Origin of the sequence: Bradyrhizobium sp. SZCCHNR1053 (assembly GCF_032381235.1) — a bacterium.
In the GTDB taxonomy this organism is placed as follows: domain Bacteria; phylum Pseudomonadota; class Alphaproteobacteria; order Rhizobiales; family Xanthobacteraceae; genus Bradyrhizobium.
Genome location: NZ_JAUHJM010000002.1, coordinates 541,629 through 562,103, shown reverse-complemented (window position 1 = coordinate 562,103; position 20,475 = coordinate 541,629). Strand labels below are relative to the sequence as shown.

The 20,475-nt window shown below is 67.2% G+C and carries 15 protein-coding genes; 6 read left to right on the top strand and 9 right to left on the bottom strand.

Features of this window, described 5'->3' with window-relative positions; translation table 11 throughout:
* Positions 1 to 26: 26 nt before the first annotated feature.
* Complete coding sequence (locus QX051_RS07470) at positions 27 to 1,577, bottom strand: alpha/beta fold hydrolase (RefSeq protein ID WP_315775633.1); 1,551 nt, start codon at positions 1,575 to 1,577, stop codon at positions 27 to 29.
* Positions 1,578 to 1,723: 146 nt separating this feature from the next.
* Here QX051_RS07470 and mddA point away from each other — a divergent pair, with 146 nt between their 5' ends.
* Together mddA and QX051_RS07460 are read left to right on the top strand one after the other, a co-directional pair.
* Entirely contained in the window at positions 1,724 to 2,503 is a 780-nt protein-coding gene (mddA, locus tag QX051_RS07465) for a methanethiol S-methyltransferase (RefSeq protein WP_315775632.1), read from the top strand.
* Positions 2,504 to 2,688: 185 nt separating this feature from the next.
* Positions 2,689 to 3,879 (top strand): MFS transporter, encoded by a 1,191-nt coding sequence (locus tag QX051_RS07460; protein WP_315775631.1) that lies wholly within the window; start codon positions 2,689 to 2,691, stop codon positions 3,877 to 3,879.
* Here the strand turns inward: QX051_RS07460 and QX051_RS07455 are convergent, their stop codons facing one another.
* The 3 genes from QX051_RS07455 to QX051_RS07445 all read right to left on the bottom strand — a co-directional run bounded on the left by QX051_RS07455 (position 3,880) and on the right by QX051_RS07445 (position 7,022).
* On the bottom strand, positions 3,880 to 4,683 hold the full coding sequence (locus QX051_RS07455) for an intradiol ring-cleavage dioxygenase (protein WP_315775854.1): 804 nt from the start codon (positions 4,681 to 4,683) through the stop codon (positions 3,880 to 3,882).
* Between the two features lie 97 nt (positions 4,684 to 4,780).
* Positions 4,781 to 5,605, bottom strand: a complete 825-nt coding sequence (gene map, locus QX051_RS07450; protein WP_315773590.1) for a type I methionyl aminopeptidase — start codon at positions 5,603 to 5,605, stop codon at positions 4,781 to 4,783.
* A 97-nt stretch (positions 5,606 to 5,702) separates the two neighbouring features.
* Complete coding sequence (locus QX051_RS07445; protein ID WP_315735015.1) at positions 5,703 to 7,022, bottom strand: mechanosensitive ion channel family protein; 1,320 nt, start codon at positions 7,020 to 7,022, stop codon at positions 5,703 to 5,705.
* 209 nt (positions 7,023 to 7,231) lie between these two features.
* Between QX051_RS07445 and QX051_RS07440 the strand changes: the two genes are divergently transcribed.
* A complete protein-coding gene (locus tag QX051_RS07440; RefSeq protein WP_315775630.1) occupies positions 7,232 to 9,025 on the top strand; it encodes a potassium/proton antiporter in 1,794 nt (597 codons plus the stop codon).
* A gap of 3 nt (positions 9,026 to 9,028) precedes the next feature.
* On the opposite strand, the gene QX051_RS07435 is transcribed toward QX051_RS07440, so the two are convergent.
* Together QX051_RS07435 and mepA are read right to left on the bottom strand one after the other, a co-directional pair.
* Positions 9,029 to 9,547 carry a hypothetical protein gene (locus tag QX051_RS07435; protein WP_315775629.1) on the bottom strand — a complete coding sequence of 173 codons (519 nt, stop codon included), beginning with the start codon at positions 9,545 to 9,547 and terminating at the stop codon, positions 9,029 to 9,031.
* Positions 9,548 to 9,722: 175 nt separating this feature from the next.
* On the bottom strand, positions 9,723 to 10,664 hold the full coding sequence (mepA, locus tag QX051_RS07430) for a penicillin-insensitive murein endopeptidase (protein WP_315775628.1): 942 nt from the start codon (positions 10,662 to 10,664) through the stop codon (positions 9,723 to 9,725).
* Positions 10,665 to 11,057: 393 nt separating this feature from the next.
* On the opposite strand from mepA, the gene QX051_RS07425 reads away from it, so the two are divergent.
* On the top strand, positions 11,058 to 13,277 hold the full coding sequence (locus QX051_RS07425; RefSeq protein ID WP_315775627.1) for a putative bifunctional diguanylate cyclase/phosphodiesterase: 2,220 nt from the start codon (positions 11,058 to 11,060) through the stop codon (positions 13,275 to 13,277).
* Here QX051_RS07425 and ftrA read toward each other — a convergent pair.
* On the bottom strand, positions 13,251 to 14,282 hold the full coding sequence (gene ftrA, locus QX051_RS07420; protein ID WP_315735007.1) for a transcriptional regulator FtrA: 1,032 nt from the start codon (positions 14,280 to 14,282) through the stop codon (positions 13,251 to 13,253). The genes QX051_RS07425 and ftrA overlap by 27 nt on opposite strands.
* Positions 14,283 to 14,379: 97 nt before the next feature.
* Here ftrA and QX051_RS07415 point away from each other — a divergent pair, with 97 nt between their 5' ends.
* Positions 14,380 to 14,778: a rhodanese-like domain-containing protein gene (locus QX051_RS07415; protein WP_315775626.1), complete on the top strand. Its 399-nt coding sequence runs from the start codon at positions 14,380 to 14,382 to the stop codon at positions 14,776 to 14,778.
* A gap of 18 nt (positions 14,779 to 14,796) precedes the next feature.
* Here the strand turns inward: QX051_RS07415 and QX051_RS07410 are convergent, their stop codons facing one another.
* Positions 14,797 to 16,764, bottom strand: coding sequence for a methyl-accepting chemotaxis protein (locus QX051_RS07410; protein WP_315775625.1), 1,968 nt, complete (start codon positions 16,762 to 16,764; stop codon positions 14,797 to 14,799).
* Positions 16,765 to 16,913: 149 nt separating this feature from the next.
* On the bottom strand, positions 16,914 to 18,725 hold the full coding sequence (gene lepA, locus QX051_RS07405; RefSeq protein ID WP_315775624.1) for a translation elongation factor 4: 1,812 nt from the start codon (positions 18,723 to 18,725) through the stop codon (positions 16,914 to 16,916).
* Between the two features lie 116 nt (positions 18,726 to 18,841).
* On the opposite strand from lepA, the gene QX051_RS07400 reads away from it, so the two are divergent.
* Positions 18,842 to 20,446: a glycosyltransferase family 39 protein gene (locus QX051_RS07400; RefSeq protein ID WP_315775623.1), complete on the top strand. Its 1,605-nt coding sequence runs from the start codon at positions 18,842 to 18,844 to the stop codon at positions 20,444 to 20,446.
* Positions 20,447 to 20,475 lie beyond the last annotated feature (29 nt).

The window sequence follows — 20,475 nt, the reverse complement described above, 5'->3', positions numbered from 1 at the left end:
CCTTCTCGTCCGTCGGGCGATCCTGCTTATGGCTGCAGACTGCCGATGAAGGCTTCGATGCTGGCGAGGACCGGCCTCTGGTCGCCGGCGAACATCCAATGGTCGACGCCGTCGAACTCGACGAAGCGCGCGCGGCGGATATGGCTGGCGAGATGCCGCCCGGCCCCGACGAGCACGGCGTGATCATGGCGACGGTGCAGCACCAGGGTCGGCGCAGAGACCCGGGCGAGCAGGTGGCGGACGTCCATATCCCTGAAGGCTTCGAGCAGGCCCTTGATGGCGCCGGGGCTGGATGCCGCGCGAAGCAGTCCGGCCCACCAGGCCCGCGCCTGGGGATCGCCGGCCAGGCTCGGTGCGAACGTCTCGATGCCCGCCGGTCCGCCCCATTCGGCCACGAGCTGTCGCAGCCAGATGCCGTACTGGCCGGCCTGCAACGCATGCGGATAGTCTGATGTCGCGCTGCCCTTGGCGAGCGAGGCGAACAGGATCAGCCCGGCGACGCGCTCGGGATGGTCGGCCGCGAAGGTGATGCAGGCCGGCCCGCCCTCGGAGGCGCCGAGCAGCACCGTGCGCCGGCTGCCGGCGGCGTCGAGCACGGTCGCGATGTCGCGCGCCGTCGCCTCCACGCTCGGGCTGAAACCGACCCGGTCGGAGAGCCCGATGCCGCGGCGATCGAACAGGATCAGACGGCCGATTCTGGCGAGCGCGGACAGCAAGGCCCGACAGCGCGGCTCCTCCCAGATACGCTCGACATGCGAGACGAAGCCGGGCAGCAGCAGAATGTCCAGCGGACCGGTGCCGTAGGTCTGATAGGCCAGATGAACGCCGTCGCCCAGGACATAGCGCGTCGGCGGCGCGCTCTCGCCTTGCGCCGCGACGCCCTGCGTCAGCAGCGCCAGCGTATCCGGTTCGGGGGAGACGCCGAGCTCGTCGCGCAGGCGCTGTGTCAGGGCGTCGAGATGACGCTCGGCGGCGGCGCGGTCGCCGGCCAGCAGCAGGCTGCGGATCAGGCCGCGGCCATAGACCTCGCTGAGCGGATCGAACGCGACGAGGCGCCGGGCGTGGGCCGCCGCCGCGGCATGGTCACCGGCCGCGCTGCGATCCTGCACCACGCGCTCCAGCGCCTGGACCGCCCGGCCGCGCAAGGCTTCGCGCCGGAAGAAGGCCCATTCCTCGAACTGCGGACAATCGCCGGGCGTGAAGCCGTCGAGGAAGTCGCCTGCATAGAGGCGGCAGGCCAGCTCGAATTCGCCGCGGTCGCAGGCCGTTTCGAACAGCCCGGATTCGACCTCCAGCTCGACCGCGGCCGCCCACCGAATCGCCGCGCGATCGATGGTGAGGCAGCCATCGCCGAGCGTGAGCTGGAGCCGGTGCAGCAGGCGGCGCAGCCGCGCCCGCGCCACCTCCTCGGAACTCTCGGGCCAGAGCATCGTCGCCAGAACGTCCCGCGCGACGCGGCCCTTGGCCTCCGCCAGATAGACCAGCAGAGCGAGGCCCTTGCGCAGCGACAGCGGGCATGGCTGGCCGTCGCGATGCAGCTCGGGAAAGCCGAATGTCCGGACGCGGAACTGAACCATTGTCGTGCGACCTGCATGGCTGCGTCCGGGGGACGCTCGGGGGACGGTCGATTGGTAAGGCTCAGGCTCGCGCGGGACGTGAACGATCCCAGGATCGGGCGTCTCGATCACGGCCATGCCGTCCTCGATGCAACAAGGAAACATTCATGTCCGGACGTCTCCTCATCATGCTCTACGCCATCACGAGCTATGCCGTCTTTCTTGGGTCGTTCGTCTGGGCGGTCGGTTTCGTCGGCAATTACAACTATCTCACGGCCAAGTCGATCGACGTGGGCGAGTCCAGCACCGTGACCGAGGCCGTCGTCGTCGACGTGCTGCTGCTGGCGCTGTTTGCGGCCCAGCACAGCGTGATGGCGCGTCCGGCCTTCAAACGGTGGTTCACGCGCATCATTCCGGCGGCGGCCGAGCGTAGCACCTATGTGCTGCTGTCCAGCGTGATCCTGCTGCTGCTGTTCTGGCAATGGCGTCCGATCCCGATTCCGGTCTGGCGCGTCGAGGGCGTCGCCGCGGCCGTGCTGACCGGCGTCCACTGGCTCGGCTGGCTCATCGCGCTCAGCTCGACCTACATGATCGATCATTTCGATCTGTTCGGCCTGCGGCAGGCCGTCCTCGCCCTCCGCGGCACCGATGCGACGGCGCAGCCGTTCAAGACCCCGCTGCTGTATCGCCTGGTGCGCCACCCGCTGATGCTGGGCTTCCTGCTCGCGTTCTGGGCCACGCCGGAGATGTCGGTCGGTCATTTGCTGTTCGCGGTCCTCAGCACGGCCTACATCCTGATCGGGCTGCAGCTCGAGGAACGGGACCTGGTTGCCGAGTTCGGCGAGAGCTATCGGCGCTACCGCCAGCGGGTGCCGATGCTGCTGCCGCGGCTGATCGGCGGCCGGCGCACCGAAGAGACCGAAACGTCAGCGCGTGGCATGCGCTAGCGGCCTCGATTGCCTGCTCCCTCTGCTCCGGCTTGGGCGATGCAGCGCCCACGTAGACGTGAATTGGTGCGGGGGACCTCAGCACCTATGTCGGGCTTGAATGCTGCGATGCAAAATCACAGCTCGACAGCCTCTGTTCTCATAAGGCCCTATGGCCTGCCGTTTCCGCCCGAGAGAGATCCGCGTTGACCACCATCACGTCCGATTCCGGCGACTCGCTGTCGGCCTGGATCACGCTGTTATTGGCCTTTTCCTGCGGGCTGATCGTCGCCAACATCTATTACGCGCAGCCGTTGATCGGGCCGATCAGCGCCGACCTCGGGCTGCGGCCGCAGCTCGCGGGACTGCTGGTGACGATGAGCCAGATCGGCTACGGCGCAGGTCTCTTGTTCGTGGTGCCGCTCGGCGATCTCATCGAGAACCGCAAGCTCGTCATCACGACCATCATCGTCGGCGCCGCAGCACTCGGCTGTGCGGCCCTGGCGACGAGCCCATCGACATTCCTGCTCTCGGCGCTGCTGATCGGCTTCGGCTCGGTCGCGGTGCAGATCCTGATCCCCTATGCCGGCCATATGGCGCCGGAGGCGATCCGCGGCCGCGCCGTCGGCAATGTCACCACCGGTCTGATGCTCGGCATCATGCTGGCACGGCCGCTCGCGAGCTTCGTCGCGGCGCATGCCTCCTGGCACGTTATCTATGCGGCCTCGGCCTTCGCCATGGTGATTCTGGCCGGGGTGTTGCGCCTGACCCTGCCGCCGCGCGAGCCGCAGGCGCGGCTAAGCTACGGCCGGCTGCTCGGCTCGATGGTGGAGCTCTATCGCGATACGCCGGCGCTGCGCCGCCGGGCGCTGTACCAGGCTGCGCTGTTCGGCGGCTTCAGCGTGTTCTGGACCACGTCGCCGCTGCTGCTGGCGGGACCTGATTTCCGGATGTCGCAGACCGGCATCGCCCTGTTCGCGCTGGCCGGCGTCGCCGGGGCGATCATGGCGCCGGTGGCGGGTCGCATCGCCGACCGCGGCTGGACGCGACCGGCGACGGTCGCGTCGATGCTGCTGTGCGCGGTCGGCTTCGCGCTGACGCTGACGGTTCCACTCGGAACGACTGGGTCGCTGGCCGCGCTGGTGATCGCCGCCATCGCGATCGACTGCGGCGCGCAGCTCAGCCTCATCCTCGGCTATCGCGTGCTGTTCGTGCTCGGCGCTGACCAGCGCAGCCGACTCAACGGGCTCTACATGACCACCTTCTTCGTCGCGGGCGCAGCAGGGTCGGGCCTCGGCGCGTGGGCCTATGCGCATGGCGGCTGGACGGCCGCCGCCGCATTCGGCATGGCGCTGCCGCTCGCCGCGCTGGCCTATCAGTTCACCGAGCCGAATTGATCAGAACGGGCTGCGCCTCAGCCCGGGCACCAGCGCCGCCAGCCGGTCCTTGATCCACGGCGCTGGCGGCAGCTTGCCGGTGGGCATCTCGACCGCGGCGGCCGGGTTGCGCCTCACAGCCAGCGTCAATGTTGCGAGATAATGGTCGCGCTCCTCCTTCACCGCGCAATGCGCGCGGTGATCGGGATCGGCCTCGGTCGCGACGCGGTCGTTGGCATTGATGACGAGCCGCTGCTTCGGCCGTCCAGTGTAGTCGGGCACGTTGGTGTAGATGAACTCGTTCAGCGCCTCGGGAAAGAAGGTCTGTCCCGTCAACACCGTGGCCTCGTCGACAAACACCCTGAAGTGGATGTGGGTGGCGCGGCCGGCATACCAGCCGGGATAGATCGTCCTGAAGCCGGCCCAGCCGGCGGCATCGGCCATCTGGGTGCCGCGCAGGAACGTCTTGCCGCTCTGGTCGAGCTTGTGATTGTCGCTCTGGCCGGGATAGCCCGAATAGATGCCACGGGCGTCGCAGTGCCAGACGTCGACCCGTGCGCTCGGGATCGGTGCGCAGGAGCCGGCCTCGATGACGCGAAGGCGCAGCCTGAGCGGGACGCCCGGCCGGTCCTCGGCGATCTCGGCGCGCACCAGCTTGGGATCGAGATAATAGGGTCCCGACTCCGACTGCGGCGTCAGGATGCAGGCATCGTCGGCATTCGCCGATGCAGGAACTGTCTCCGACGCGGCGCGCGCCGGCGGCGTCAGCAGCGCTGCGCCCGCGGAGAGAAGGCCGAGAACGCCACGGCGTGTTGCGATGGTCAGAGCTGCCTCCCGCAATCGCATGCGATGGAGGCGGCAGTCGATCAGCCGGACATGGCAACAATCGGACGCCCTGCGACCATTCGTCCAGGGAGCCCGCTCACACCTGCGTCAGCGGCTTCTCGCCATGGCGCTCCGACAGCGTGAAGATCTCGACGCCGTCGGCGGTGACGCCGACCGAATGCTCGAACTGCGCCGACAACGAGCGGTCCCGCGTCACCGCGGTCCAGCCGTCGGACAGGATCTTCACATGCGGCTTGCCGAGATTGATCATCGGCTCGATGGTGAAGAACATGCCGGGCTTGAGCAGCACGCCCTCTCCGGGCCGGCCGACATGGATGATGTTCGGCTCGTCGTGGAACAGCCGGCCGAGGCCATGGCCGCAGAAGTCGCGCACCACGCTCATGCTCTGCGGCTCGACGAAGCTCTGGATCGCATGGCCGATGTCGCCGGTGGTGGCGCCGGGCTTCACCGCGGCGATGCCGCGCATCATCGATTCGTAGGTGACCTCGATCAGCCGCTCGGCCTTGCGCGCGATCGGGCCGATCCCGTACATGCGGCTGGAATCGCCGTACCAGCCGTCGACGATGAAGGTGACGTCGACATTGATGATGTCGCCTTCCTTCAGCGGCCGGTCGTTCGGCATGCCGTGGCAGACCACGTGGTTGATCGACGTGCAGGTCGAATAGCGATAGCCGCGATACATCAGCGTCGCCGGATAGGCGCCGTGGCTGAAGGCGAAGTCGCGGACGAAATCGTCGATCCGCGAGGTCGGCACGCCCGGCTTGACGATGTCGGTGAGCGCATCGAGGCACCTCGACACCAGCGCGCCGGCCTTGCGCATGCCGGCAAAGCCGCTTGGGCCGTGCAGCTTGATCTGGCCGTTCTTGCGCGCAGTGGTGTCGGTCGCTTCGATATAGTTCATGGGCCTGTTTCGTTCTCAGGGGTGTCGCGGGGTGATCACCTAATTTAATGATCGTGCCGGCCGGTGCAAGCCGGGTGTGCACGGCCGGATCTGCCGCCTAGCCGGTCGGCACCTCCAGCGTGGTCTCCACCGGCAGCGCACCGCCGCGAACGCGAAGCTCTCGCACCGGATACGGCACCCTGATGCCCTCGCGCTTGAATGCCTCCCACAGCGCCAGCATCACCTCGCTCTTGACGCTGTCCATGTAGCTGGGGTCGGCGATCCATGTGGTCAGCGAGAACTTCATGCCGGCCTCGGTGAACTCGGTCAGCAGGCAGTTCGGCGCCTTCGATTTCAAGGTGCGCGGCGTCTCGGCCGCGATCTCGGTGGCGAGCTTGCAGACGACCCGGGGATCGGCGTCGTAGTTGGTGCCGAAATTGACCTTCACCAGCGTGTTCTTGTCGGTGTAGGTCCAGTTGGTCACCTTCTGGGTGACAAGGTCCTCGTTCGGGATCAGGAACTCGCGGCCGTCGCCGGCGGCGACCGAGATGTAGCGCGTGTTCATCGCGCTGATGCGCCCCGAGCTGTCGCCGATGGTGACGAGATCGCCCGGCTTCACCGATTTGTCGGCCAGGAGGATGATGCCGGCGACGAAATTGGCGACGATGCGCTGCAGGCCGAGGCCGATACCGACACCGGCGGCGCCGGAGAAGATCGCGAGCGCCGACAGGTTGATGCCGACCGCGCTGATCGCAATCGCGACGCCGAGGATCATCAGGCCCATGCGGACCATCTTGATCAAGAGCACCTGGATCGACGGTGTCAGGTCGGTCGAGCGGGTGATGCGGCTCTCGACGAAATTGCTGGCGATGTTGGTCAGCCACAGCACCGCGAGCAGCAGCACGCCGAGCTTGATCACCAGCAGCGGCGTCAGCCTGAGGCCGCCGAGCACGACCGAGATGGAATCGAGCGCGTCGACCACGTTGTCGAGCTGGCCGATGATGCTGAGCGCGGCGACCAGCCAGGCCGAGATCGACACGATCTGCACGATGAAGGTGCTGCGGATCACCGAGGTGATCAGCCGGATCACGAGCCAGGCCAGCGCCAGCTTGAGCGCGACGGCGAGCAGGTAGCTGCGGCTCGGCCAGGTCCACAGCAACATGCCGGTGCGGGCGATCCGCATCAGGATCACGAACACGACCGTGGCGACGCTCTCCAGCAGCACCCGTAGCAGCTGCCGCAGCGGGCCCGGCCAGCCCATCGCCAGCGAGGTCATGTCGATGCGCGCGCGCACGGCGGCGCGTGCCGCAAAGGCAATGCCGGCGCCGCTCAGCACCAGCCCGAGTTGAAGGTAGAACCACGGCGAGGTGACCTCGGCGCCGATCGAGCGGCCAACGGTCTGCAGGAATTCGAGAACGTCTTTCAGGTCGAGGTCCATCAGCGGGGTCTCGGAGGGGAACAGTGGCGCGGGGTGGCGGGATCAGCGGGATTTAGTTCGTGTTCGTCACGGGCGATTGCCGCGAAATATACCCCGAACACGGCCAAGGATGGAAAAATGGGCATATCGCCGCGATAGGAGCAAATCCGGTTGGCGTGCAAGTGTGGCGACGATAAGGATGTAAAACTCGGATTCATCAGCGTTTTTTCATGACATCCCTCGACGCCGTCAGCATTGCCATCCTCCTCGGTGCGGTCCTCGTCATGGCCGGCATTCTGTCGAGCCTGCTGGCGCTGCGCTTCGGCGCACCGCTGCTGCTGGTGTTCCTGGTCATCGGCATGCTGGCGGGCGATTCCGGCCCTGGTCATATCGAATTTCAGGACGTCCGTACCACCTATCTGGTCGGCTCCGTCGCGCTGGCGCTGATCCTGTTCGACGGCGGCCTGCGCACGCGCTTCCAGAGCATCCGTACCGTGCTGGCGCCCTCGATGGTGCTGGCCACCGTGGGCGTGCTGATGACCGCGTTCATCACCGCGCCGGTGGCGAAATATGCCCTCGACCTCGGCTGGACCGAGGCGATGCTGGTCGGCGCCGTCATCGCCTCGACCGATGCGGCGGCCGTGTTCCTGCTGGTGCACGCCCAAGGCTTGCGGCTGCGCCCGCGCGTCGGCGCCACGCTGGAGGCGGAGTCCGGCAGCAACGATCCGTTCGCGGTGTTCCTCACGCTGATGCTGGTCGAGCTGATCTCGGTCGGTCACGGCTCGTTCGGACATTTCGCGTTCGAGCTGGTCCGCGAAGCGGTGCTCGGCACGCTGTTCGGCATCGTCGGCGGGCGCCTCGTCGTCATCGGCCTCAACCGGGTGGCGCTGCCGCAGGGCCTGCACGCGCCGTTCGTGACCACGGCCGCGCTGGTCATCTTCGGCATGGCGCAGATCGCGCACGGCTCCGGCTTCCTCGCCGTCTATCTCGCCGGCCTCATCGTCGGCAACCGGCCGACCCGCGCGCACAACTCCGTCGTCACCTTCCTCGATGCCGCGACCTGGCTCGCCCAGATCGTGATGTTCGTGCTGCTCGGGCTGCTGGTGTCGCCGCAGCGGCTGCTCGACAGCCTGCTGCCGGCGATCGCTGTTGCGCTGATGCTGATGCTGGTGGCGCGACCTGTCGCGGTGTTTCTCTGCCTCTATCCGTTCCGCTTCAACTGGCGGGAGAAGGCGTTCATCGCCTGGACCGGCCTGCGCGGCGCGGTCGCGATCTTCCTCGCCTCGATCCCGCTGCTGGTCGGGCTGTCCAAGGCCTATCTCTATTTCGACGTCGCGTTCGTGGTCGTGATCATCTCGCTGCTCGCGCAGGGCTGGACGCTCGGCGTGGCCGCGCGCAAGCTGCACGTGGCGCTGCCGCGCACCGATCGGGGCCCGCGCCGCATCGAGCTCGATCTGCCCGGCCAGCTCGAGCAGCAGCTGGTCGGCTATTCGATCCGCTCCAAGAGCCTGTACTTCCGCCGCGGCCTGATCCCGTCCTGGTCGAAGCCGACGCTGGTGATCCGCAACGAGCAGATTCTGTCGCCGCCCGAGGCCGAGCCGATCGCTCCGGGCGACTATCTCTATCTGCTGGCACCGCCGGAAAAGGCCGAGTCGCTCGACCGCTTCTTCGTCGACATGCCGCCGTCGGCGGCGCCCGACCCGCATCTGCTCGGCGACTTCATGGTCTCGGCCGAGCATACGCTCGACGAGGTCGCCGGCATCTATGGCATCAAGCTCGACGAGGGCGAGGACAAGCTGACGCTCGCCGACTATTTCGACATTCACCTCGACAACGCGCCGAGGGAAGGCGCGACCGTGGCGCTCGATACCATCGTGCTGGTCGCTCGCTCGATCTCCGGCGGCCGCGTCAACGTGGTCGGCCTGCGCCTGCCGGAGGACGAGGAGGATGTGCCGGTGCTGACGCGCAAGGAGCGGATGAAGCGCAGGCTGGCCAGTGTCTGGTCGTCGGTCGCGGGGGTGTGAGCGTCATTCTGCCGCCGGCAGGACGGCGATCGAGATCGTATTCTCCGGCGCGCCGCTGACCTGCAGCACGAAGGGCTGCGATCCCAGCTCGTACTTCATGGTCTTGCGGATGCCGTCGCAATCGGTGGCGCCGCTGAAGCCGGCCGGCTTGAGGATCTTGCCGTCCTGCACGACGTCGATCCAGGCCGCGGCCGACAGGCTGATCGTGTAGACGCCGGCCTTTGGCGCCGCGGTGATCCGCGTGAGGCCGGCGAAGGTGCCGTCCTTGGGCGCGCGTTCCGGCGGCACCGCCAGCTTGGCCTCAGCCGTCGGACGCAGCTCCAGCACGATGCCGGTCGCAGGGATGGTGGCGACCTCCACACCCGATGCGAGCTTCTGGCGGTCAGCCGAGGTCAGCGCGGCGCGCTCGCGCGCGATGTCCCATTTGAACTTGTCGCAGCCGCTCGGCTCGGTGGCGAGCGCGACCGTGCTGGCGGCCAGCGTGAGGAGGAGGGCAGTCGCGGCGGGACGGATCAGGATCATGACGGACTCGCTACCGTTACGCCGCGCAGCGGCCCGCGGCATTTCGATACCGCGATAACAGGAGGTGGAGGGACCGTCATCCCCTTCGATCGTCGTGCTCACGGCGCGAGCGCCGTCATCCGAGAGTGATCCAGGCGCTCCTGCGACTCCTTCGTCGCGTCGGCTTTCGGCCGCATCAATTCTTGGCGTCCGGCGCATGCAGCACCGCCCGGCAGCCAGGCGGCAGTTGCGCCATCGTGATCGGTTGCGGCGGTTTGGGCGGCTCTTTCGGCGGCGGCGGATGCAGCACCGCGTCCGAGAACCAATAGTCGAGGTCACCGCAGCCGTCGCCGCCCTCCTGGTCGGTCTGGCCATGACAGTCCGGGTTGCCCGGCGGGCACACCATGCGGATGTGGAAATGATAGTCGTGGCCCCACCACGGCCGCACCTTGGTGAGCCAGCTGCGGTCCCCCCTCGCGTCACGGCACAGTGCCTTCTTGATCGCGGCGTTGACGAAGATGCGTTGCACCGACCGCTCCTGCGCGGCGGTGCGGATCACGGCGAGGTGACCCTTCGTGAACACGCGCGGATCGACGTCGAGGCGATCGGGCCGCACCATCATGACCGCCGACATCTCCTCGCGCTCGTTGCGCGACAGCCGATGGTCGGGCATGGGCGTCAGCCAGATGTCGGCGTCGAGCCCGATCTGATGGCTGGCATGGCCGCTCAGCGCCGGCCCGCCGCGCGGCTGGCTGATGTCGCCGACCAGGATGCCGGGCCAGCCGGCATCCTTGTGCGCGCGGGTCGCCAGCCGTTTCAGCAGCGCGATCAGGTTGGGATGACCGAAATTGCGGTTGCGCGACAGCCGCATCACCTGCCAGCCCTCGCCATTGATCGGCATTCGCTCGGCGCCGGCGATGCAGCCGCGATTATAGGTTCCAATCACCTTGGTCGGTTGCGCCGACGGCAGGATCCTGCGGGCGAACAGCTCCTTGGCCGGTGTATTCGGATCGTCCGGATGCGCCAAGGGCGGCAGGGCCTTCGGCTCGACGCTGCCCTTGTCCTGGGCATGGGCCGGAGCCGTCGCGGCAATGACGGCCGAACTGATGATGGCGACCAGAATCAGGCGGACATGCATGGAGCGAGTGTAGCGGCTGCCGACCGGTCGAGATGCCCAATTCTGCGTCAACGTCAGGCATTCGAGCCACGTTAACCTGACTTTAACCCTGCTGCCGGATTGGCGGAACCGGCTGAACACGGCTCAATTGCGTGAGTTCGTTCGGTAAATGAACACCATGTGCGGGGCCATTGCACGGTATGCGGGTCTTTTTTGGTCTGCGGCAACCGACGTCACTTATCGCTAGTTGTACCGCAGCCCTTGGTTGATCCTCCGCGCAAGTCTCAGCTCTCCAAATACGCGAGTGCATCTGCCTATTCCCGTAACCAGTGGCTGTCGTGTCCCGCATCAAGATACCATTTTTTCAGAAACGTGGCCGAAAACTGCTCGTCGAGAAGGAGAGTGAGGCACGCAATGCGGCCCGTTCGGCCACCCACGGCAAAAAAGCGCAATCGCGTGCCAAGCGCCCGCGATGCAATTCACCCGGTCAAGCCGAGCCCGAAATTGCGGCGGCACAACCTGCGTAACCTCGGCCCCGTCGATGAGAGCGCGGGCAAGTGCGCCGAAGTGGCGATGGCGGAGGCGAAGAAGGCGCATGATCGTCTCATCGAAGCGATCGACATTCTTCCCGAGGGGATCGTGTTCCTCGACGCCGACGGCCGCTACATTCTCTGGAACAAGAAATACGCCGAAATCTACAACCGCAGCTCGGACCTGTTCGAAGCCGGCGCGCGGCTGCAGGACACCATCCGGGTCGGCGTGGCGCGGGGCGATTATCCGGAAGCCGCCGGGCGCGAGGAGGAATGGATCGCCGAGCGGCTGGAGAGGCTGTTCCAGCCGAGCGGCCGCCACGAGCAGAAATTGTCCGACGGCCGCACCATCCTGATCGAGGAGCGCCTGACCGGCGATGGCGGGATCGTCGGCCTGCGCGTCGACATCACCGAATTGAAGCAGCGCGAGGAATCATTCCGCCTGCTGTTCGACGGCAATCCGGTGCCGATGATCGTCTGCGCGACCGATGATGGGCGCGTGCTCGGCGTCAACGAAGCGGCGGCCCAGCATTACGGCTATAGCCGCGCCGCCTTCGAGCGGCTCGGCATCCGCAACCTGCAGGCCTATGAGAGCGAGCCGCCCTGGGCCGGCGAGCAGTCCGGCGAGGAGCAGGCGGCGCGCACCTGGAAGCATGTCCGCGCCGATGGCGCCCTGATCGATCTCGCGATCTATTCACGCCATCTCGTCCACAACAGCCAGCCCGCCGTGCTGCTGGCGCTGATGGACATCACCGAACGCAAGCGCGCCGAGGCGCGGCTCGCCTTCCTGGCCCAGCACGATGCACTGACCGGCCTGCCGAGCCGCAACCTGCTGCGCCAGAAGATCGATGACAAGCTCGCCCAGATGCGGCGCGGCTCCGAGAAAATCGCCGTGCTGGTGCTCGGCCTCGACCATTTCAAGTCGATCAACGACACGCTGGGCCACGCCGTCGGCGACCGGCTGCTGCGCGGGGTCGGCAAGCGGCTGCGCTCGATCCTGCGCCAGGAGGACATCGTCGCCCGTCTCAACTCCGACGAGTTCGCGGTGGTGCAAGGCGGGCAGGCACGGCCGGAGGATGCGGCCCAGCTCTGCCGCCGGCTGTTGCAGGCGATCGCCGATCCTTATCTCATCGACGGCAGCTCGGTGACGATCGGCGCCACGATCGGCATCGCCATGGCGCCGAACGACGGCGACGATGCCGAGAAGCTGCTCAAGAACGCCGACATGGCGCTGTCGCGCGCCAAGAACGAGACGCGCGGCACCTTCAGCTATTTCGAACCCGGCATGGATGCCCGCGCGCAGAGCCGGCGCAAGATCGAATCCGAGCTGCGCGAGGCCATCCAGCGCGACGTGCTGCAGCCGCATTATCAGCCGCTGATCGACCTCTCGACCGGACGCATCACCGGGTTCGAGGCGCTGGTGCGCTGGCCGCATCCCGAGCGCGGCATGATCCCGCCGTCGGAGTTCATCCCGGTCGCCGAGGACACCGGCCTGATCTCGGCGCTTGGCCGCGCGATGCTGCGCCAGGCCTGCAGCGACGCTGCAAAATGGCCGGACGACGTCCGCGTCGCCGTGAACATGTCGCCGCTGCAGTTTCGCGTCGGCAACGTGCTGTCGCTGGTCATGGACGTGCTGAAGCAGTCGGGCTTGCCGCCGAGCCGGCTCGAGCTCGAGATCACCGAGACCCTGGTGCTTGAAAAGAGCGGCCAGGTGCTGGCGACCCTGCATGCGCTACGCGCGCTCGGCGTCCGCATCTCGATGGATGATTTCGGCACCGGCTATTCCAGCTTGAGCTATCTGCGCAGCTTTCCGTTCGACAAGATCAAGGTCGACCAATCCTTCATCCGCGATCTCGCCGCCAATCGCGAGGCGCAGGCGATCGTCCGCTCGATCGTCAGCCTCGGCAAGGGGCTCGGCGTCATCATCACGGCCGAGGGCGTCGAGACCGAGGCGGAGCTCCGCTGTCTGCGCGCCGAGGGCTGCCATGAAGGGCAGGGTTATCTGTTCAGCCGGCCCCGGCCCAATGTCGACATCGTCCGGCTGTTGCAGGCGCAGCGAGATGCCATGGACGGTGCCTCATCTGGCAACGCGCTGGTGGCTTGAGCGAGCGACGCTGGCTGATGTCGGGCGCGCCTCGAAGCGCCGGCGATACGCCGCGGGCGATGTTCCGACGATGCGACGGAAAGCGACGCGAAACGTTTCGAGTGACCGGTAGCCGCACTGCGCCGAGATGTCCGCCAGGGAGAGCGTCGCAGTCTCCAGCAGCTCCCGCGCCCGCGCCATGCGCTCCTGCTGCAGCCAGGCCGCAGGGCTCGCGCCAGTGCTGTCCTTGAACGACCGCAGCAAGGTGCGCTCGCTCATCCCGGCGCGTTTTGCCATCGCGCTGATCGCAATCGGCTGCGCCAGTCGCGCCCGCGCCCAGTCCATGACCTCGCCGATCGTCCGTCCCGGGCGCGCCTGGACCGGTGCGACGACGTACTGCGCCTGCCCGCCGTCCCGGTGCGGCGGCATCACCAACCGCCGCGCAACGGTGTTCGCAACCTTGCTGCCGAAATCACGCCGGACCAGATGCAGGCAGGCGTCGATGCCCGCCGCGCTGCCGGCCGAGGTGATGACGTTGCCCTCGTCGACATAGAGCGTGTCCTCCTCGACCTGAATGCGGGGGTAGAGCCGCTTCAGGTCGGGGATGTGCCGCCAATGCGTCGTGGCGCGTTTGCCGTCCAGCAGGCCTGCGGCTGCGAGCACGAACACGCCGGAGCAGATCGACAGGCATCGCGCGCCGCGCGCAGCCGCCTGCGAGATGGCGCGCAGCAGGCGCTCGGGCGGCCGCTCGGTGCGATCGCGCCACCCCGGCACGATGATCGTGCGGGCGTCCTTCAGGCGCGCGAGCGGCGCGCCGGCCTCAACGACGATGCCGCCGATCGCGCGTGACCGCCGTCCCTCGGCCGAGACCACCTTGAACCGATACCAGGAGAAATCGAACTCCGGCCGCGGCAGTCCGAACACTTCGACCGCGATGCCGAACTCGAACGTGCACAGCCCGTCATAGGCAATGACGGCGACGAGGCCGGGATCCTGACGATGGCTGCTGGCTGCGGCTGGCGGCATTGGCGGAAACTTACCGGACTTTGTCGGATCCGTCACTTGGGGCGCCGGGCATCTCGGGCGAGATTCGGGTCTGTTTACATCACCGCATGGAGACCCAATGACCACGCATGTCACCGAAGTACCCGCCGCTCCCTCAGCGCTGGCGCTCCAGCATTTCGAGGCGATGCTCGGATTCGAGACCGATTGCTGGGACGTTCACGAGAGCCTCCGCGCGGCCGCTCCGGACTTCATCCTGGTCGACGTCCGCGGCCCGGCCTCGTTCGCGAAGGGCCACATCGCGGGCGCCATCAACATTCCGCACCGGACCATGACCGCGGAGCGGATGGCAGAGTATCCGAAGACCGGGCTTTTCGTCGTCTACTGCGCCGGTCCGCATTGCAACGGCGCCAACCGGGCGGCCATCCGCCTCGCGCAGCTCGGGCTGCCGGTCAAGATGATGATCGGCGGCATTGCCGGCTGGCTCGACGAGGGCTTTGCGCTCACGCCGGGCGGCTGAGCGCAAGCGGCCCGCCAGCTACGCGGCCTTGCGCAGGCCGGCGAGGAAGGTGTCGACGCTCTTGAACAGGTCGTTCGCACGCTTGCCGAGGTCGCGCGTGGCGACCATGACGTGGTCGGCGAGCTGGCGTGACTGCTCGGCGGCGTCACTGGCGCCGACGACGTTCTGCGACACCTCGTTGGTGCCGGACGCCGCCTGCTGGACGCTGCGCGCGATCTCGCGCGTCGCCGAGTCTTGCTGCTCGACGGCGGCGGCGATGGTCGCGGCAATGCCGCTGATCTCCTGGATCGTTGTGCTGATGCCGCCGATGGCAGTCACGCAGTCGGACGTCGCGGCCTGGATCGAGCTGACCTGGCCGGCGATCTCTTCCGTCGCCTTGGCGGTCTGGCCGGCCAGCTCCTTGACCTCGGCGGCCACGACCGCGAAACCGCGGCCCGCCTCGCCGGCACGCGCCGCCTCGATGGTCGCGTTGAGCGCCAGCAGGTTGGTCTGGCTCGCGATCGCGTCGATCAGGCGCAGCACGTCGCCGATCCTCTCGGCGGCTGCGGCGAGGCTGCCGACCATCTCGGTGGTCTGGCGCGCCTTGACGACCGCGGCATCGGCGACCTTGCTGGAATGCGCGACCTGGCGGCCGATCTCGGTCACCGAGGAGGCGAGTTCTTCGGAGGCCGCGGCGACGGTCGACACGCCGCTCGAGGCTTCCTCGGACGCGGCAGCGGCGGCCGCTGCACGCTGCGAGGTGCCGTTGACGCTGACGGTGATCTCGTGGACGACGCGCTCCATGTCCGCCGTGGCCTTGGCAACCGAGGACACCACGCCCTTGACGTCGGCCTCGAACCGGTCGGCCATCTGCCGCTGCAGCGCCTGCTTCTCCTGCTCGGCGCGCTGCTGCGTCGCCTCCTGCGCCTCGCGCAGGCTGGCCGTCTCGATCATGTTGCGGCGGAACACGTCGACCGCCTGCGCCATCGTGCCGAGCTCGTCCTTGCGCTGGCCGCCGGGGATCGCGACCTCGGTGTCGCCGCTCGACAGCCGGTGCATGACGGCGGTGATCGCGACCAGCGGCCGCGAGATGCCGCGGGCGACGAACAGCGCGACGATGACGGCGAGCAGCAGGATCACGACCGTGCCGATGATCAGCTGCTGCTGCGCGCTGCTGGCTGCGGCCTCATAGGCCGTGGTGTCCTTGATCAGCTCGAGCACGGCGATCGGGTCGCCGGCGTAGTTCCTGATCTGGCCGGCATAGACCGCGGCGGGCTTGCCGGCCAGGGTGGCATCGCGCAGCAGCGCCGTGCCCTTGAACACCGCGAGCACCTCATCCGGCGTGGCGACGACATCGTCGCCGAACGTCGACGACAGCCGCTTCGGCTGCCCGTTGTCGATCCAGTAGACCGCGAGATCGATGCCGAAGCGCTGCTTGGCGCGCTCGACGAATTCTTTGCCGAAGGCGGCGCCGACGTCGACGGTCGCGATCACCTTGCCGTCGCGCACGATCGGCGTCATCCCGAAGATGCCGAGCGACAGCCGGCTCTGCTCGACGCCGGCGATCAGGCGGCCGGTCTGGTTGGCCTGCACCACCGTGATGCGGCGCTTGGAGGTGTCGTCGCCGAACACCTTGGGCTCGTGCACGCGATAGAAATTGGTGGCCGGCGGCGCCCATACGTTCACCAGCGGAATGCCTTGCGCCTTCAGCGATGTCATGGCGCCGCCGAGCAGGGCGCCCAGCGCGTCGCGGTCGCCCTTGAGGTAGGCATCGGCGATCGGCGGCAGCGCCGCCAGGGTGGAGCTGACCGCCAGCGCGGCGCGGCCTTCATAGTCGATGCCGGCCGACACGCTGTCGAACTGCAGCTTGAGTTGCTGCTCCAGCGCCAGCCGGGTCAGGGTGCGCTGCTGGATGACGGAGAAGGTGCCGAGCACGGCACAGGCGATGGCGACGGTGAGCGAGAGCGCGACGATGAGGCGGGCGGAGATGGACCGGAGGCGGGACATTCGGGGCATTCCTTGCTTTGCAGCAATGGTCCCAGAATACCATTAAGGAACGGATACCGTAGTTGCACGGGAGCGCTGGTTCCGCTTTGGAATCCGGATTCTCTTCAGCCTATCGTGCTGATGAAACCGGAGAGGGGCAGACCCGCGCCTCAGCTATCCACCTTGAGGGCGGCGATGAAGGCTTCCTGCGGGATGTCGACCTTGCCGAACTGCCGCATCTTCTTCTTGCCTTCCTTCTGCTTCTCCAGAAGCTTGCGCTTGCGCGTGATGTCGCCGCCATAGCACTTGGCGGTGACGTCCTTGCGCAGCGCGCGCACGGTCTCGCGCGCGATCACCTTGCCGCCGATCGCCGCCTGGATCGGGATCTGGAACATGTGCGGCGGGATCAGGTCCTTCATCTTCTCGACCATGGCGCGTCCCCGGCCTTCGGCGCGGGTCCGGTGCACCAGCATCGACAGCGCATCGACCGGCTCGTTGTTGACGAGGATCTGCATCTTGACGAGGTCGGCCGGCTTGTAGTCGGTCAGGTGATAGTCGAACGAGGCGTAGCCCTTGGAGACCGATTTCAGCCGGTCGTAGAAGTCGAACACCACCTCGTTGAGCGGCAGGTCGTATTTGACCATGGCGCGGCTGCCCACGTAAGTGAGCTCCTTCTGATTGCCGCGGCGGTCCTGGCAGAGCTTGAGCACGCTGCCGAGATATTCGTCAGGCGTCAGGATGGTGGCCTCGATCCACGGCTCCTGGATCTCGGCGATCTTGACCACGTCGGGCATGTCGACCGGGTTGTGGATCTCGATCTCCTCGCCGTCGGTCAGCTTCATCTTGTAGATGACGCTTGGCGCGGTCGCGATCAGGTTGAGATCGAACTCGCGGGAGAGGCGCTCCTGGATGATCTCGAGGTGCAACAGGCCGAGGAAGCCGCAGCGGAAGCCGAAGCCGAGCGCGGCCGACGTTTCCATCTCGAAGGAGAAGCTGGCGTCGTTGAGGCGGAGCTTGCCCATCGCGGCGCGCAGGGTCTCGAAATCATCGGCATCGACCGGGAACAGTCCGCAGAACACCACGGGGATTGCCGGCTTGAAGCCCGGCAACATCTCCGTCACCGGCTTGCGGTCGTCGGTGATGGTGTCGCCGACGCGGGTGTCCGCCACTTCCTTGATCGCGGCGGTGATGAAGCCGACCTCGCCGGGGCCGAGTTCGTCGACCTGGGTCATCTTCGGCGTGAAGAAGCCGACGCGCTCGACGTCATAGGCCGCACCCGTGCCCATCATGCGGATGCGCTGGCCTTTCTTCATCACGCCGTCGACGATGCGCACCAGCACGACGACGCCGAGATAGACGTCGTACCAGCTGTCGACCAGCAGCGCCTTCAGGGTGGCGTCGCGATCGCCCTTCGGCGGCGGCAGCCGGGTGACGATCGCCTCCAGCACGTCGGGAATGCCGAGGCCAGTCTTGGCCGAGATCATCACGGCATCGGAGGCATCGATGCCGATGACGTCCTCGATCTGCTGCTTGATCTTCTCGGGCTCCGCCGCCGGCAGGTCGATCTTGTTGAGGACCGGGACGATCTCGTGGTTGTTGTCGAGCGCCTGGTAGACGTTGGCGAGCGTCTGCGCCTCGACGCCCTGGCTGGCGTCGACCACCAGCAGCGAGCCCTCGCACGCCGCCAGCGACCGGGAGACTTCGTAGGCGAAGTCGACGTGGCCGGGCGTGTCCATCAGGTTGAAGATGTAGTCCTTGCCGTCCTTGGCGCGATAGCGCAGGCGCACGGTCTGCGCCTTGATGGTGATGCCGCGCTCGCGCTCGATGTCCATCGAATCGAGCACCTGCTCCTTGCCCGCCATCTCGCGGTCCGACAGCCCGCCCGTCATCTGGATCAGGCGGTCGGCGAGCGTGGACTTTCCATGGTCGATATGGGCGACGATGGAGAAGTTGCGGATGTTGGGAATGGGGACGGTCGTCATGGGTCGCGCAGATAGCACCCCGAGCCCCCAACCAGCAACCATATTGCTGAATTTCCAGGGCCTTTCTTCACGGCAAGCTGATTCCCCGGGCGCTGAAAACAGGCTACCGAGGGCGGATGTCGAGTACCTCTCTCCCGCCTCTCGCGGCGCGCATGCGCGGCCGTTTCGGACCGCGGCGAATCTCCGCCTGGCTGGTGGCGTGCGCCACGGCGCCGGCAACGTCGCTCTGGGTCGTCGTCGCCTTCGCGATCGTCCATGCCGTGCTGTGGACGGCGATCCTGACCAATCTGAAGGCAGCGCAGGACGTCCACATGGACGTCGCCGAGGCCTATGCCTGGGGCAGTCGCTTCCTGCTCGGCTACGGCAAGCATCCGCCGCTGTCGGGCTGGATCGCCGGGCTGTGGTTCGCAGTGTTTCCGGTCAAGGACTGGGCGACCTATGCGCTGGCGATGGCCGTGAATGGCAGCGGCCTCGTGATCGTCTGGCTCGCGAGCCTCAAGGTGGTCGACCGCCGCCGCGCCTTCTTCGTCGTGGTGATGGTCGCGCTGTACCCGATCTTCAATTTCAAGGGCTTCAAGTACAACGCCGACCTGGTCCAGCTGCTGACCCTGCCGCTGTTGGTGCTGGCCTATCTCAACGCGTTCGAAAAGCGCAGCGCCGCCTCCGGCCTGTGGCTCGGCCTCGCCGGCGCGGCGGCGCTGATGACCAAATACTGGGTGCTGACCATGATCGGCGCCATCGGCCTTGCGGCACTGCTGCACCCGGAGCGGCTGCGCTTCCTGGCGTCGCCCGCGCCCTGGGTCGCCATCGTCACGATGCTGGTGGCGATGATCCCGCATCTGGTCTGGCTGTGGCGGGTCGATTTCGTCGCCATCACCTATGCCGGGGACGTCTATACGCTGTCGGATCGCGGCCGGGCCGCCGAGCTCGTGCTCGGCTATGTCGGCCACAATCTCGCACTGCTCGCTTTGCCGGTCGTGTTGGCGGCACTCGTGTTGGCCTGGCCGCCGCGCTTTGCGTTTCACAACTGGCGCGGCGGTCCCAATCCCGGCGTGAATGTGAGCCAGGCGATCAATGTCTGGCTGGTGCAGGCGATCGTCGCCGTCGGGCCGCCGCTCGGCGGGCTCGCTTTCACGATCTACATGAAGACCGATTGGGGCATCTCGCTGTTCTTCCTGGTGCCGCTGGCGCTGGTCGCGATCCCCGCGCTGCGGCTGCGGCGGGTCATGGTGCCGCGGCTGGCCGCCGTCTGGCTGGTGCTGTCGCTGCTGACGCTGGTCGCCTCGCCCTGGATTGCCCGGCGCGAGATGGCCGCCAATCCGAATGGCGCGACCGGCTATGGCGCCCGTTCGGAGCTGGCGCGGGAGCTGACCAAGGCCTGGCACGCCCGGTTCGGCTCGCCCTGGCCCCTCGTGGCCGGCTTTTCCGAGATGAACACGCCGATGACCTTCTATAGCCCGGACCACCCGCGGCCGTTCACGGTGCCCACCACGGCGGAGGAGACCTGGAGTTCCGGCCTGAGCACGCTGGAGGACCTCAAGCGCGAGGGATTCATCGGCATCTGCGACACCACCGACAACCGCATCGCGGCCTGCGAGGCCTGGATGGCCAAGGAGGCGCCGAAAGCCGAGCCGCTGGTGATGACCACCCAGCGCTTCTTCCACGGCCAGGCGGGCCCTGCAATCGTTTGGAAGGTGTATATTCAGGGACCGGGGAGATAGCTCCGCTGCCGTACCGGCCAAGCGCTCCT